The 14,501-nt window shown below is 42.1% G+C and carries 15 protein-coding genes and 1 tRNA gene; 6 read left to right on the plus strand and 10 right to left on the minus strand.

Features of this window, described 5'->3' with window-relative positions; translation table 11 throughout:
- Positions 1-11: 11 nt before the first annotated feature.
- The 6 genes from rimP to AC4HAL_RS10125 all read right to left on the minus strand — a co-directional run bounded on the left by rimP (position 12) and on the right by AC4HAL_RS10125 (position 4,577).
- Complete coding sequence (gene rimP / locus AC4HAL_RS10100; protein WP_491094068.1) at positions 12-488, minus strand: ribosome maturation factor RimP; 477 nt, start codon at positions 486-488, stop codon at positions 12-14.
- Between the two features lie 686 nt (positions 489-1,174).
- A tRNA-Ser gene (locus tag AC4HAL_RS10105) sits at positions 1,175-1,261 on the minus strand.
- 42 nt (positions 1,262-1,303) lie between these two features.
- A complete protein-coding gene (gene trmB / locus AC4HAL_RS10110) occupies positions 1,304-1,939 on the minus strand; it encodes a tRNA (guanosine(46)-N7)-methyltransferase TrmB (RefSeq protein WP_491094056.1) in 636 nt (211 codons plus the stop codon).
- Between the two features lies 1 nt (position 1,940).
- Positions 1,941-2,732, minus strand: coding sequence for a cell cycle regulator CcrZ (gene ccrZ, locus AC4HAL_RS10115; RefSeq protein WP_491094057.1), 792 nt, complete (start codon positions 2,730-2,732; stop codon positions 1,941-1,943).
- A gap of 65 nt (positions 2,733-2,797) precedes the next feature.
- On the minus strand, positions 2,798-3,850 hold the full coding sequence (locus tag AC4HAL_RS10120; protein ID WP_491094058.1) for an ABC transporter permease: 1,053 nt from the start codon (positions 3,848-3,850) through the stop codon (positions 2,798-2,800).
- A 1-nt stretch (position 3,851) separates the two neighbouring features.
- Entirely contained in the window at positions 3,852-4,577 is a 726-nt protein-coding gene (locus tag AC4HAL_RS10125; RefSeq protein ID WP_447452734.1) for an ABC transporter ATP-binding protein, read from the minus strand.
- Positions 4,578-4,738: 161 nt separating this feature from the next.
- On the opposite strand from AC4HAL_RS10125, the gene AC4HAL_RS10130 reads away from it, so the two are divergent.
- Both AC4HAL_RS10130 and AC4HAL_RS10135 read left to right on the plus strand, forming a co-directional pair.
- Positions 4,739-5,158 (plus strand): HIT family protein, encoded by a 420-nt coding sequence (locus AC4HAL_RS10130; protein WP_491094059.1) that lies wholly within the window; start codon positions 4,739-4,741, stop codon positions 5,156-5,158.
- Positions 5,155-5,451, plus strand: a complete 297-nt coding sequence (locus tag AC4HAL_RS10135; protein ID WP_491094060.1) for a hypothetical protein — start codon at positions 5,155-5,157, stop codon at positions 5,449-5,451. Before AC4HAL_RS10130 ends, AC4HAL_RS10135 begins: the two co-directional genes overlap by 4 nt.
- A 406-nt stretch (positions 5,452-5,857) precedes the next feature.
- Here the strand turns inward: AC4HAL_RS10135 and lytR are convergent, their stop codons facing one another.
- The 4 genes from lytR to AC4HAL_RS10155 all read right to left on the minus strand — a co-directional run bounded on the left by lytR (position 5,858) and on the right by AC4HAL_RS10155 (position 9,563).
- The gene (lytR, locus tag AC4HAL_RS10140) at positions 5,858-7,081 is read right to left on the minus strand and encodes a glycopolymer--peptidoglycan transferase LytR (RefSeq protein ID WP_491094061.1); all 1,224 of its coding nucleotides are present in this window, start codon (positions 7,079-7,081) and stop codon (positions 5,858-5,860) included.
- Positions 7,082-7,092: 11 nt separating this feature from the next.
- Entirely contained in the window at positions 7,093-7,605 is a 513-nt protein-coding gene (locus tag AC4HAL_RS10145) for a GNAT family N-acetyltransferase (protein WP_491094062.1), read from the minus strand.
- Positions 7,598-8,038, minus strand: a complete 441-nt coding sequence (tsaE, locus tag AC4HAL_RS10150; RefSeq protein WP_491094063.1) for a tRNA (adenosine(37)-N6)-threonylcarbamoyltransferase complex ATPase subunit type 1 TsaE — start codon at positions 8,036-8,038, stop codon at positions 7,598-7,600. The genes AC4HAL_RS10145 and tsaE overlap by 8 nt, the downstream gene beginning before the upstream one ends.
- A gap of 103 nt (positions 8,039-8,141) precedes the next feature.
- Complete coding sequence (locus AC4HAL_RS10155; RefSeq protein WP_491094064.1) at positions 8,142-9,563, minus strand: NCS2 family permease; 1,422 nt, start codon at positions 9,561-9,563, stop codon at positions 8,142-8,144.
- A gap of 252 nt (positions 9,564-9,815) precedes the next feature.
- On the opposite strand from AC4HAL_RS10155, the gene AC4HAL_RS10160 reads away from it, so the two are divergent.
- The 4 genes from AC4HAL_RS10160 to AC4HAL_RS10175 all read left to right on the plus strand — a co-directional run bounded on the left by AC4HAL_RS10160 (position 9,816) and on the right by AC4HAL_RS10175 (position 14,349).
- A complete protein-coding gene (locus AC4HAL_RS10160; RefSeq protein ID WP_491094065.1) occupies positions 9,816-10,628 on the plus strand; it encodes a Cof-type HAD-IIB family hydrolase in 813 nt (270 codons plus the stop codon).
- A gap of 945 nt (positions 10,629-11,573) precedes the next feature.
- A complete protein-coding gene (locus AC4HAL_RS10165) occupies positions 11,574-12,569 on the plus strand; it encodes a PTS sugar transporter subunit IIB (RefSeq protein WP_491094066.1) in 996 nt (331 codons plus the stop codon).
- Between the two features lie 32 nt (positions 12,570-12,601).
- Positions 12,602-13,414: a PTS mannose/fructose/sorbose transporter subunit IIC gene (locus AC4HAL_RS10170; protein WP_447453060.1), complete on the plus strand. Its 813-nt coding sequence runs from the start codon at positions 12,602-12,604 to the stop codon at positions 13,412-13,414.
- Between the two features lie 14 nt (positions 13,415-13,428).
- Positions 13,429-14,349, plus strand: coding sequence for a PTS system mannose/fructose/sorbose family transporter subunit IID (locus AC4HAL_RS10175; RefSeq protein WP_491094067.1), 921 nt, complete (start codon positions 13,429-13,431; stop codon positions 14,347-14,349).
- Positions 14,350-14,501: the final 152 nt, after the last annotated feature.

The following is a 14,501-nucleotide window of genomic DNA, read 5'->3' on the forward strand; positions in this document are numbered from 1 at the left end:
CACTTTTAAGCCTAAAGCCTAACAGCCATCCTAGCCTTGGCCACTGTCTGATAAGGAATCTCGACTGTCTTTTGCCTAGTCTTATCCATATAAGTTATCGTCAGAGTTTCACCGTCAAAAGCAATTAAATCCCCTTCAAAAATTTTTACTTTATCAATAGCTTTGTAAAGACTGACATTGATATAAGAACCAATAGCACTCTTGAGACTGTCAGCGGTCTTAAGAGGGCGCTCTAAGCCAGGGCTGGAGATCTCTAGCATATACTGGTTGGGAAAGGGATCTGGTTTGATCGTATCCAGCAGGGGACTGATAATATCGGTCAAGGCAGCCGTGTCATCTACAGTGATTCCTTCAGGCTTATCTACCAAGATAGATAGAACATAATCAGAACCCATCTTTTCATAGACCACATCAACCAGTTCAAAAGGCTCAGGAATAACTGGTTTAACCAAGTCACTCACGGTATCTACAATAGTTTGATTGGCGATAGTAACTTCCTCTTCTTTCTAGTTTTCAAAGGAAAACAAAATCAATACATAAGAGGCGAAGTCATAACTCCGCCTCCTTCTTTTCGTATTCTTGAGCATAGTATAGCATGTTAACCCCTTGATTGCAAGGATAATATGCACTTTAGGCCCATATTTAACCAATTTTTTCAAATCTCACAGCAAAACCTGCTTCTGCAGCAGGATTAATCTGATAATATCTAGATTTCTCATCTATTATCTCAGGGGCCCGTAGAATGCCGATAGCGCAACGGCCCTATATCTGGCTGCTCAATCTTAAACAGAAAGGATATCACTTTCTCTTACTGGGTATTCAAACGCAGACTAACTTCTCTAAAATTACTATTCTTAGAGCTTTTGGAAGCTCTGCATTAACATCTCCATTTTGACTGTATCCGCTGGCTCCTTGCCTCTTGTTATCTAAAGTCAGCCCAAAAGCTCAACATTAGGTGGGGCACCTTGCTTTCAAACAAACGGCATTAGACCCTTAAAATTCCAATCGCTTTTTATTTTTAGAACTGTAGCAACACGAAGTTTGGATAGCCACTCTTATTAACCAAACGGAGTTAGCAAGAGGGGAAATCTAATTCTAATTCACTCTAGTGATTGACCCTTGTTATCAAGTGCTCCGCACTTAGATAACAAGCCACTGGCGTACCCTAAAAACAAGGAGAAGAGGGGATTCGAACCCCCGAGCCCCGTTAAGGACTACACGCTTTCCAAGCGTGCGCACTCGGCCACTATGCGACTTCTCCATTATAAATGTCACACAAGTGACATTATAACATAAAAACTTTTTAAAACCTAGCCTCAACTCGATAGATAGTCTGACCTTTTTGAGAAAATTTTTCTTCATATTCAGTCATTATATTTCCCTCAAAATTGCTGGCATGCAAATCCAGCCAAACCTTTTGCAAGGTCATGCCATACTGCGAAAAGCTAGCGAGACTATACTCAAATAATCCACGATTATCTGTTTTAAAATGAATCTCGCCATGCGGTGGTAAAATCTGCTTGTAGGAATCCAAAAAATTCTTATAGGTTAGACGGCGCTTTTCATGCTTTTTCTTGGGCCAAGGATCAGAAAAATTGAGGTAAAGGAGGTCAATTTCTTCCTCATCAAAATAATTAGTTAAGCTGGAGCCATCGACTCGTAGTAAGCGGATATTGTCCGCCCTGCTCTCTAATACCTTGTCCAAGGCATGGCTGAGAACTGATACTTGAATATCAATTCCAATGTAGTTAATATCAGGGTGAGCAGCCGCCATGCCTGCAATAAAAGCTCCCTTGCCTGAGCCTACCTCAATGTGGATGGGATTAGCATTGCCAAAAATTTTATGCCAGTTTCCCTTGGCATCCTGAGGCCTTAAAACAACAATCTGAGGATTATTAGCGAGATGCTCCTCGGCACCCTTACGTCTTCTTACTCGCATTTTACTTTTTACCAACTATCTCGCGAAACTTACGCAAATCGTAAATTTCTTGATTAACATGCTCCATATCATTTTCATCATAACACTTGAGCACTTGGGTCAAATAGGACAGCTGTCCGAACCAGGCTACTTTTTTCATGACGAGGTCATTATTTTTATAGCCATAGTAGCTGAGCCATTCACTCCAGTGGGTATAAGGAATATAGTGGCTGAGCATGTAAGCAACATCGTACATACGGTCAGTCAGGCGCACAGAATCCCAGTCGACAAGATAGATTAAACCACTGGTCGTAATGACCCAATTGCTGTGGCGTAAATCACCATGGACAATTGTTGCTTTTTCAGGGTCAAACTCAGGCAAATCATCCTTGAGTTCTTGAGCAATAGACTGGAGAAAAGAATTCGCTCGCAGCTGCTCAGGTACATTGTTTTCCCAATCAATGACTAAATCTCTCGGCGTCTCAATTTTATAGTTAAGCTGGGAAAGCTGATTAACCAAGGTTCTTGACCGGTGCATACGCAAAAGAATCTGGATGATTTGTTTACTGCCCATGTCTTGCTTATTAAGAATGCGACCATTCAGCCATTCTTGTGCACTCATAACATCACCATTCGACATCCGCTTAGCCCATAGAAGCTGGGGGGCAATTTGTTCCTTAGCCAGAGCAGCCAAGATTGGTGTTGTATTCATTTTGACGAAGACGCGGTCGCCATTGGGATAAGTCCCAACATAGGCCTTGCCGCTTTTACCGCGCAAGGGTTTTAAAGTTAAATCTGAATCTGTAGTTGTCACAATAGCTCCCTTTCTATTAATGCTTATTTCGATGCCTTAATTGTCTTCTTATTTTACTTGTTTTATCAAGCCTCGTCAATCATCCTCTTCAATTTATAAGGCAAGTAAAGTTCTACCAAGAAGAGGGTCAGCCCGCACAAGAGCACTAACCCTTGCCAAGAAAAAGCAAAAGTTAGAAAAACAAGTACTTCTATCAAAGAAATGACATAAAGGATTCCTCTCAAAACTTGCTTGAAATTACGCTTTTGCAACCCAGCTTCTAAGGGAAATAACTGAGTAAGATACTGATAGTCATAGTGGTTGGCGAGGGCCAATAATTGAAAGAGTAACAGATAATTGAAAAGAAGTGACAGAACAACCCCTATCAGTCCTGTTCGGATAAATCCTATACTAAGAAGGCTGAGAGCCAGCAAACGTAGACTAAGTCCTAAGTAATCACCGCTGCGTAGGTAAGCTCTCAGGTAGAGATTGGACCAGAGACTGCTGTGCTTTCGGGGTAGCCGAGCCAGCAGCCCATCTAGATAAGCACGGCGTTTTGTTCGACTGGAAATTCCCTTGACTCTAGTAAAAAGAGAGTAAAACTTAAGGATGGACTGGCGACGTCCCTGCTCCTGCTGGATGGCTTCGGTCCAATTGAGGCGATTTTGATTGACTAATTTCCGGCTTTTGAAAGCTAGAACGATTGCCTTGATCAGCAGCATGAGAATCAAGAAAATGCTAAAGCTTAGTTTAGAAAGACCTAAAGCTAGAAAAAGAGGAGCTAGGAGTACTAAAAACAGTGTCTGCACGCTCCCCCAAAGTATAAAGGAGCGTAGCCTAGCCTGCCTGATATGACCAACTATTTGTTTCTCCTTAGGTAGGTAAAAAATCTGGTCAGCTGGCTCTAGATAGGTCGCTATTCTTCCTGACCACAGCAGCAATACACTGGATACGCCTAATCCTACCAGAATAGGCCAGTGATTTTTAGGGAAGTGCTGCAGGAGGTTACTGTATTGGACCAAAAGAAAGCCCAAAAGAACAAACAACACGATAACAAAATGATCATTGAAGACATAACGTAGGTACTTGATGCATTGTTGGTTAAAGTCAAAGCGACGTTTGGCAAATATATCCTTCATCCTAAACCTCTTTTGTCAATGTCATGTAGATATCATTGAGACTAGCACCATCTTGACCAAAATTCTTCCGCAAATCTGCCAAAGTCCCCTGCGCACGAATCTGTCCTTGATGAAGAATAACGAAGGAGTCACACATTTTCTCAGCGGAGTCTAGGACATGAGTAGACATTAAGATGGCTGTCCCCCTAGCCTTTTCTTCTGCTAACAAATCAGTTAAATCATTGATAGCCACAGGGTCCAACCCAAGAAAGGGTTCATCAACAATCAGTAGACGCGGTTTAACAATAAGCGCACAGATAATCATAACCTTCTGCTTCATTCCTTTAGAAAAGTTCACTGGAAACCAATCTAACTTATCAGTGAGACGAAAGAGGTCCAAAAGCTTCTCAGCTCTTTCCATCGCTTGGTCAGTCGGAATATCATAAGCCATAGCAACCGTTTCCAAATGTTCCTTTAGGGTCAGTTCCTCATACAGGCTGGGGGTCTCAGGGATAAAGCCAATTTTTCGACGGTAGGCTGCCTGATCCTGATTCAGGCTCAAGCCATCAATCGTGACGCTACCTTGATAAGGGGTTAAAAGGCCGATAATTTCTTTAATAGTTGTTGATTTCCCAGCACCATTGAGGCCGATCAGACCAATCAATTGACCATCCGGTACATCAAAAGAAATTTCCTTAAGGACAGGCAGATTGAAGTAACCGCCGGTCATCTTCTCTATTTTCAGCATAATGTTCTCTCTAATTTTTGATATAATCATTATAACAAAAACATCATTTGATGAACAAATTGGAGACTAAAGGGCTGCAAAATGGTTCTGCCACCTTAATGCAATCTTTTCTTTTGCTGCAGCTGCCTAGTTTACGTACTTATAGATTGAGAGGATTTAAAATGGACGAGTGTATTTTTTGCCAAATTATTGCGGGAGAAATCCCATCATCAAAGATTTATGAAGATGATAAGGTTCTGGCCTTTCTGGACATTTCGCAGACGACCAAGGGACACACCTTGATTATTCCAAAAAAGCATGTTCGAAATATGCTTGATATGTCTGAGCAGGTGGCGACGGATTTATTTAAACGCTTGCCAAAATTGGCACGCGCTGTTAAAACTGCTACAGGAGCTAAGGGGCTGAATATTCTCAATAATAATGAGGAAATCGCCGGTCAGAGTGTTTTTCACGCTCATGTTCATATTATCCCTCGTTACAGCAACCAAGATGAAATTGGTATTACCTTTACTGAACATGAACCTGATTTTGAAGCACTAGGGCAGCTGGCTCAAGCGATTGCAAGTGAGGTGACTAAATGAGACTGAAAACCTTTTTACTTTCGGGCCTAGCTGGCTACGGTGCTTATCAAGCCTACTATCATCGCTATACCATTAAAAGAACTCTCATAGAAACTGCTCAAATCTGGGAAAAAGCTCAGACCGATGTCACCAATATCAAAGATAATTTACAAATTATTCAGCAAGAGCTGAAACAGATTAAAAACTATAAGACAGATCTGACTTACCAGTTCAATATTTTTGAGCAGGAGGCCGAGGGACGTCTGCATGAGATCCAGCAACGGATGAATAAATGGCAAGGCAATAATGATTAAAGAGCTTTTATTAGTCCTAAATATATTTGCCGAATAGCTTGAACAAGGTCTTATAAACGGCTTCTAAACTGCTTTCCCCTGCTACTTTACTCAGTCTTGAGCTGCTTGCTTATCCATCAATCATAAGCTCTAAAAAAGCAATTCTTATCCTATCTCAAAAGGCCAACTCTGCATCACTGTCGAGCTGGCCTTTTTATTTATACCAAAATCAAATGAGACAAGGTGGTGAAGTTAAAGTGGTTAAAAGGTTATCTAGGGAAAGCTCATTTTGTCGCTGCTTTGAAGTCATAAAAACAGCGAAGCATCCCATTTACTAATAGCAACCATCATTGGCTTCTTTAGTCCCTCACTAGATTGGATTGATCATGAAATTTCTGCTCACGTCGTAACTGGCCGCAGGTTACCATTAATAGCTAGGGATACTATTGCTACCATAGTTACCATTGGAGCCCGCTTCACCAGAATTACTATAAGCACCCACATCATTGCCATATCCGCCTACTGCGCCGCCCGTATCACCGCCGCTAGAACCAGCTCCTGGGGCATAGCCACCGTCACTATAGCTGCTACCACTACCATAATCGCTATAACCACTGTCAGAGCTAGCGTCTGAAGAAAAGCTGCCATCACCATAGATGTCTTCATAGAGAACTGCATTCGTTTTTAAATTAGAAGCTGTTCCTTTTTTCAATCCTAATTCCTTTTTAATGCGATTTTGAATCTTAAGAATACCATCAGCATCCGCCAACTGGTAAGAACCACCGTCAATCATAGCATCTGTCCCTTTAAGCTGGTAGGTTTTGACATTGCTAATAGCGTCTTTGTAGCCTAGAAGGTTGGTTAGGTTGTTGGAGGATAAGTCAATGTCTGTCTGCATATTTTTACTAACAGCTTTGAGGATTCTTTGATAATTACTAACGCTGCTACCCATATTGAGCAATTTGGCAACAACCTTTTGGATAACTTCCCGCTGGCGCTTTTGACGGCCATAATCGCCTTCTGGATCATCATAACGCATCCGAGCATAAACCAGAGCCTGCTGACCATTAATATGGTGGGTTCCTGGTTCAACAGTTGCTGTGTACTCAGGTTCATTTTCAGCAATAGAGATGGGAAAATCAAAATTATTAGTAACTTTAATACCACCAACGGCATCAACCAAATCAACCAACCCCTGCATATTGACCTGCATATAATAGTCAATATTAATATCAAGGAGATCCCCAATGACCGATAAGGATTTCTTGGTACCACCACTAGCATAAGCTGCATTTAATTTAGCCTGATTTTCAGAATCTGAGTCTCCAGACATGTTAACTAAAACATCGCGCTCCAAACTAGTCATGGTGGTCTTCTTTGTTTTAGGATTAACGGTGACCAGAATCATAGTATCACTGTTACCTTCCCATGTTTCCTTACGCTGAGAATCACCGGTATCCACCCCCATGAGCAAAATCGAGAAAGGCTCAGTCTGCTCGATGGCATTGCTGGATGCTCCGTACTGCTTAAAGGTCTTGGCTAATTGATTATTAGAAAAGCTAAGGGCACTCCCGCCATAAGCAAGACCTGCAACAACTGTTGTCACGATAATGGCAGACAACATTAAAAAAATTTTTCTTCCTAGTTTCATATCTATCCTTACTATAGTGCTCTACTCATAGAGTAGATATCAAGATACTGATTATCTCTACTTAGCACAGCAGCCTTCTGTCTGCTGACAATCTCAAAACCAAACTTTCGGTAAAGATGAAGAGCAGGCTTATTTCTAACCTGAACAGTCAATTCTAACTGTTCCAATAATTGAGTTTCCTGCGCCCAATCTAAGACTAACTCCAGCAGGGTCTGACCTAGACCATAGCCGCGATAATCTTTAGCAACAGCTAGGAATATATCACTTGACCAACCACCTGTTGCCATCTGAAAGCTGACCAAATTCAAGAGGCCAAGGACCTGGCTTCCTGACTTGGCAAGCAGGCAAATATCACGCTCACTTTTAGACTGCTTCAATAAGAATTCTGCCATTTGTTCTGGTGCCAGACTAGGCCTATCCTTAATAATCAAGTCAGTCTCCGCTGTAAGCTCATTTAAAAATTGACTCACATAAACAGCTTCCTGAGCTCTGGCCTCTTCAAAAACAATCTCTTGGCTAGTCATTAAGCTTCTCCACTAAGTCGCGGGAACGCTGTCCAGTCCCCCTAAGAGAGACCTGACGACCATCATTAGTTAGAGCAATGACTATTTCTAAATAGTCAGCCGGTAGGCTACCGGCTAGAAGCTCTCCCCATTCAATAACAGTTACTCCATTACCAAAGAGAAAATCATCTAAGTCAATAGAATCCGGATCATCCCCAATGCGATAAACATCCAGATGGTAGAGCGGAAGTCTCCCTTCATACTCGCGCACAATCGTGTAGGTCGGACTTTTAATCATTTGATCAATATCTAATGCTTTAGCAATTCCCTTAGTCAGCGTGGTCTTACCGGCTCCGAGTTCCCCCTTCAGCACAAGAATATCTTGTGCCTGTAGAGCTTGTCCGATTTTAATTCCAATAGCTATTAGCTCATCTTCACTATGACTATAAAACATAAAGCCATTATATCAAAAAAGCAGTTTCCGTCCAATTTTTTCTGCCCATCTGGTCTTTTGTTCTGCAAAAAAGACTGCCGCAACAGCCTTTTTGCAAGAGAAACTAAAGAATTGCTAAGCTTATGAAGTTCAGTATAAAGAGAAGATCCAAAATCCAGAGAATGGCATGAATATCCTTGGCTTCTCCCTTGATAATTTTTACCAGAGTGTAGGTGATAAAACCAGCAGCAATGCCATAAGTAATACTATAAGCAAATCCCATAAAAATGGACGTAAAGAAGGCAGGTACAGCTTCTGAGAGATCATCCCATTGGACATTTTTCAGATTAGATAGCATCATGATCCCAACAATAATCAAAATCGGAGCGGTAGCCTGTGTTGGTACAATAGATACCAAAGGACTAAAGATACTAGAAACGGCAAAGAGAATCGCCACAACCAAGGCAGTCAGGCCTGTTCGTCCACCTGCACCAATGCCTGCTGCTGATTCAACGTAAGTCGTTACGTTGGAGGTTCCAGCGATTGCACCAACTGATGTCCCTACCAAATCTGAAAATAAAGCACGATCTAGCCCTGCTGACTCCTTGTTTTCACCGGTAGTTGCTACAATCCCAACCTTTTCACCTGTACCAATTAAAGTACCGATTGTATCAAAAATATCAGTCAGAGAAAAGGCTAAAATTGCCATGAGGACACCTGGAATCTGCGAAGGAGTGGCAAAAAGAGAACCCAGTCCCTGACTGCCAAGAGCTACTCCAAAGATACTTTTCAAGTCGTGAAAGGAGGCGGTTAGACTTGTTGCCTGCCAATCAATCGCCCCAAGTTTAACGACCCCTAGGAGAATTCCGACAAGGGTGGTTAAGGCAATGGAAATAATGACTCCACCACGAATTCCTTTAACGATGAGGATAATTGTGATAGCTAAACCAATGAGCGCAAGAAGAACAGCCGGATTATTAAAAGGCACTAAGCCTGGTGTTGCTGAAGCATCTGCAGTAATAGAGGCGGCGGCTTTGCCAGCTCCTTTACCTGACACTGTATAGGTGTGAGGATCGATGGCAAAGTGAAGAAAGCCGGCATTTTTGATACCAACATAGGCTAAAAAGATACCAATACCAGCTGAAATAGCTGATTTAAGGGTTGCTGGAATAAATTCAATAATCATCTTACGAACCTTGGTGACCGTGATGATCAGCGAAATAACTCCACAAAGGAAGACCATAGCTAAAGCTTCCTGCCAACTGTAGCCCAATGAGAAGACAACTGTATAGGTAAAGAAAGCATTAAGTCCCATACCAGGTGCTTGAGCATAGGGCAGATTGGCATAAAAGGCCATCATGAGTGTTCCTGCAACTGCTCCAATAATCGTTGCTAGGAAAACACCCTGCTGGGGCATTCCTGTTTGGCTTAGCATGGCTGGATTGACAAATAAAATATAGGACATGGCAAAGAAGGTAGTTAGCCCTGCCATGATCTCTGTGCGGAGGTCTGTTCCGCGTTCCTGCAGTTTAAAAAATTTTTCCATTTTATGGAAGCATTCCTTTCTTATACTTCATCATCCTTAATTTTAAAGAACAATAATTTGATTATACCCTATAATTGTTCGGAAAACAACTCTATTTATCCAAAAACAGCCGAAACAAGCTAAATTTAGTTCACTTTCTAGTGCTAAAAATTAAAATCAATCGCTTTTATATTTTATCTTTCATTACCTATCGATCCCCCCATATAGCTCCTCTTGTTAGATTCCTTATTTTTTTCTGTTATAATAGGAAATATGACTCAGAAAATTATTGCATTGGACTTAGATGGTACCTTGTTGCGCAGCGACAATACTATCTCGAAGTATACCTTAGATACATTAAAAAAGATTAAAGCACTGGGACACCAGATAATTATTGTGACAGGACGTCCCTACCGCATGGCACAAGAGGCTTATCGGCAACTCGAACTCACAGGACCTATGATCAATTTCAATGGTGCACTGACCCACATTCCTGAAAAGAAATGGTCAGGCGAGTTGAATATGAGGATAGACAAGGACTACTTATTTGAAGCCCTTGCTAATTATGACGCCTTTGAGACAGACTTCTTAGCCAGTGAATACCGCAAAAACTTCTATATTACAATGGAGAATCGTCAATTGATCCCGCCAGAAATTTTCGGTGTTCCTAAGATTACTGACCAAATGGCCTTAATTCCTGAAAAAATTACACGGGATCCTAATGCTTTGCTTATGCAGACTCATGCTGAGGACAAATACCTGCTGGCAGATCAAATTCAGCAGCACTTTAAAAACGAAGTAGAGGTTGACTCTTGGGGAGGACCGCTCAATATCTTAGAATTTTCACCTAAAGGAGTAAACAAGGCCTTTGCCCTAAAGCACTTGCTGGAACGGTTGCGCAAAGATAAACAGGATCTTATCGCTTTTGGTGACGAACACAATGATACAGAAATGCTGGCTTTTGCTGGTACAGGATATGCTATGAAAAACGCCAGTGATACCCTCTTGCCTTTTGCAAATTTTATAACAAAATACAGCAACGATGAAGACGGGGTTGCTAGACAGCTGGCGGAAATATTCCTTTAACACTCAAAAACGATCATAATAATATAGGTAGAACCAGTCACCTTTAAATAAGAAGCTGACTGGTTTTTATGTGTTTGCAATCGGCTTAAAATTACACACCTTTTGCAAACAGATGCATCGCTTCCTTTAAGACTTTGTCACTGTAAAAGCTACCTACCAGTTTGATCCTTATTTTCAACTTTGGGGCTGAGACAAAAATCCTGCCTCCATAAATTATTTGAGATATGACAGTTTGACGCAGTAATTGATTGAACGTCCTTATCTTGGGGCATAGTTCCATTTTCAGATACCCTCTTAAACAGTTCACTGGACTGTTTGAGAAAACCAAGATCAACTATGCAAAGGTGGGATTGAAATACTCCGGTGGAGTTTGGCTGTCTGGAGATATACTGCCAAATCCTGCCACCTAAAAACAGGAAAGTGGCAGAGGCCCGGGCCTTAAATAAGAGAGCGAAGAAAATCAAAATCGCAATTTCATCATGATTTACCAATTGAGTCCCACTCTCAAACAAGATTGATAATCTAGAGTGGACACACAAGCAGCAGATAGGGTCAAAAAGATAGATTTTTCCTAAACGCAAGCGTCTTCATCAAACCTCCTATTTTTGCTTTATCTGCGGTCGCCCTTAGTATCTTGTAAATTGAACTCGGGCTGCAGATTGTGCAAAAAAGATAGATTTTTTCCTAAACGCAAGCGTCTTTGTCAAACCTCCTATTTTTGCTTTATCTGCGGTCGCCCTTAGTATCTTGTATAAAGAAGCAAATGAAAGTTTTTGCATTCTTTTGAAAATAGATGGGGTTTTCCAGAAATTTATCTTGACTTTTATCTGAAAGCGTTTTACAATAGACTTGTTCTTGACTGCCCCTAAACTCCAAAAGAAAAGTCCACGGGAGAGATTAGCAAGGAGTGTAGAGGTAACTAAATAAAAAGGAGGAAATTCAAGAATGGGTATCGGTATTATTATTGCCAGCCACGGTAAATTCGCTGAAGGTATCCACCAATCTGGCTCTATGATTTTCGGTGAGCAAGAGAAGGTACAAGTGGTCACTTTTATGCCAAATGAAGGACCTGATGACCTTTATAATCATTTCAACGATGCTATCGCACAATTCGAGGCTGACGATGAAATCCTAGTCCTAGCCGACCTTTGGTCTGGTTCACCATTTAACCAAGCCAGCCGCGTTATGGGTGAAAATCCTGATCGCAAAATGGCCATTATTACAGGACTTAATCTGCCAATGCTGATCCAAGCCTACACTGAGCGCTTAATGGCTGCTGATGCGGGTGTTGGACAAGTAGCGGCAAATATCATTAAGGAGGCCAAAGACGGTGTTAAAGTGCTTCCTGAAGAACTTAATCCCACTGAGGAAGCGCCAGCTGCTGAAACTGGTTCTGCAGGTCCTAGACAGGGTGCGATCCCCGAAGGTACTGTTATCGGGGACGGTAAGCTCAAAATCAACTTGGCACGCGTAGATACACGTCTGCTTCACGGACAGGTGGCAACTGGATGGACACCAAACTCTAAAGCCAATCGGATCATCGTTGCTTCAGACACTGTCGCAAAAGATGAACTGCGTAAGAGTCTGATCAAACAAGCGGCACCTAACGGTGTTAAGGCTAATGTTGTGCCAATCAAGAAATTGGTTGAAGCATCCAAGGACCCTCGCTTTGGCGATACACATGCGCTCATCCTGTTTGAGACACCGCAAGAGGCTCTGGAAGCCATTGAAGGCGGGGTGCCAATTAAAGAACTTAATGTTGGTTCTATGGCTCACTCGACTGGTAAGACCGTTGTCAACAACGTCCTATCCATGGACAAGGACGATGTTGCAACCTTTGAGAAACTTCGCGATCTCGGGGTTACATTCGACGTGCGTAAGGTCCCAAATGATTCTCAGAAAGATTTGTTTGATCTTATCGAGAAGGCACATATTCAATAATTTTTATGTCATAAACGAAAGGAACTAGAATAATGTCAGTTATTTCTATTATTTTGGTCCTCATCATCGCCTTCTTTGCAGGGCTTGATGGTATCTTGGACCAATTCCAACTTCACCAACCATTGGTTTCATGTACCTTGATTGGGTTGGCTACAGGACACTTAGAAGCTGGGTTAATTCTCGGCGGTGGACTGCAAATGATTGCTCTCGGTTGGGCAAATATCGGAGCGGCTGTAGCGCCAGATATTGCTTTAGCAGCAACGGCTGCAGCAGTTATCATGGTTAAAGGGGGAGATTTCTCTAAATCTGGTATTGGTGTTGCCCAAGCAGTGGCTATTCCACTCGCTGTTGCCGGACTTGCATTGACCATGTTGGTACGTACTATCTCTGTTGGGATTGTTCACGGAGCTGATACAGCTGCAACAAAAGGGAATATCCGCGCTGTCGAACGGGCTCACTTTACGGCCTTGATTCTTCAAGGTTTACGTATTATGTTGCCTGTAGCCCTCCTTCTTGCTCTGCCTACCCATACTGTACAAGAGCTGTTAAATGCGATTCCATCTTGGCTAAAAGACGGTATGACCATTGGTGGTGGTATGGTTGTTGCTGTTGGTTATGCTATGGTTATCAATATGATGGCAACCCGTGAAACTTGGCCATTCTTTGCCCTTGGTTTTGCTTTTGCTGCCGTTACCGATCTTACTTTAGTTGCTCTTGGTACAATTGGTGTCGCAGCTGCTCTTATCTACCTCAACCTGTCAGATATGGCTGGTAATGGAGGCGGATCTGCTGGTAGCTCTGGCGGTTCCGGAGATCCAATTGGCGATATCTTGGAAGACTATTAGAAAGGAGCAAAACAATGGCAGAAAGAATTCAATTAACACAATCTGATCGTCGTAAAGTTTGGTGGCGCTCAACATTCTTACAAGGATCTTGGAACTATGAACGGATGCAAAACTTGGGTTGGGCTTACTCACTGATTCCAGCGATTAAAAAGCTTTATACTTCTGAGGAAGATCGTTCTGCAGCTTTGGAACGTCACTTGGAGTTCTTTAATACCCACCCTTACGTAGCTGCCCCTATCCTTGGGGTAACATTAGCTTTGGAAGAAGAAAAAGCTAATGGAGCTGAAATCGATAATGCTGCTATCCAAGGGGTTAAAATCGGTATGATGGGACCCTTGGCCGGTATCGGTGACCCTGTTTTCTGGTTTACGCTCCGTCCGATCCTTGGTGCTCTTGGCGCTTCACTTGCACAAGCAGGTAATATTGTTGGCCCGCTGATTTTCTTCTTCGGGTGGAATATCATCCGTATGGCCTTCCTCTGGTATACACAAGAGTTAGGATTTAAAGCTGGTTCCGAAATTACCAAAGACCTTTCAGGGGGTATCCTCCAAAAGATTACTAAGGGAGCGTCTATTCTTGGTATGTTCATCTTAGCAGCCTTGGTTGAGCGTTGGGTTAGTGTTAAATTTGCTGTAGATTTACCAACAACTAAGCTTAGCAACGATAATGGTAAAACATTTGTCACTCTACCTAATGGTGCCGTTACCGGAGGCAAGTTAAAGGAAGCTATTGAAGGCTTTAATGACAACTTAAATCTTGGTCCTATCAAAACAAACAGCCTTCAAGGGCAGCTAGATTCATTGATTCCAGGCCTAATGGGACTTTTGTTAACTCTATTATGTATGTGGTTGCTTAGAAAGAAAGTGTCACCTATTGTTATGATTCTTGCACTTTTTGCGGTAGGTATCATTGCCCATGTTGCCGGATTGATGTAAGCAAGAAAACAAAGAGAGCTTTGGCTCTCTCAGACTGAAGACAAAGCTCTTGGAATTACATTTCTAAGAGCTTTTTGCTCTGTTTAGGAGTATACTAAAAGAAAACAGTTTGTGAGGTAAGGCCATGTTTCACAAAGAAAAGCCAGATTATA

This window comes from Streptococcus sp. ELY_125 (assembly GCF_058314535.1).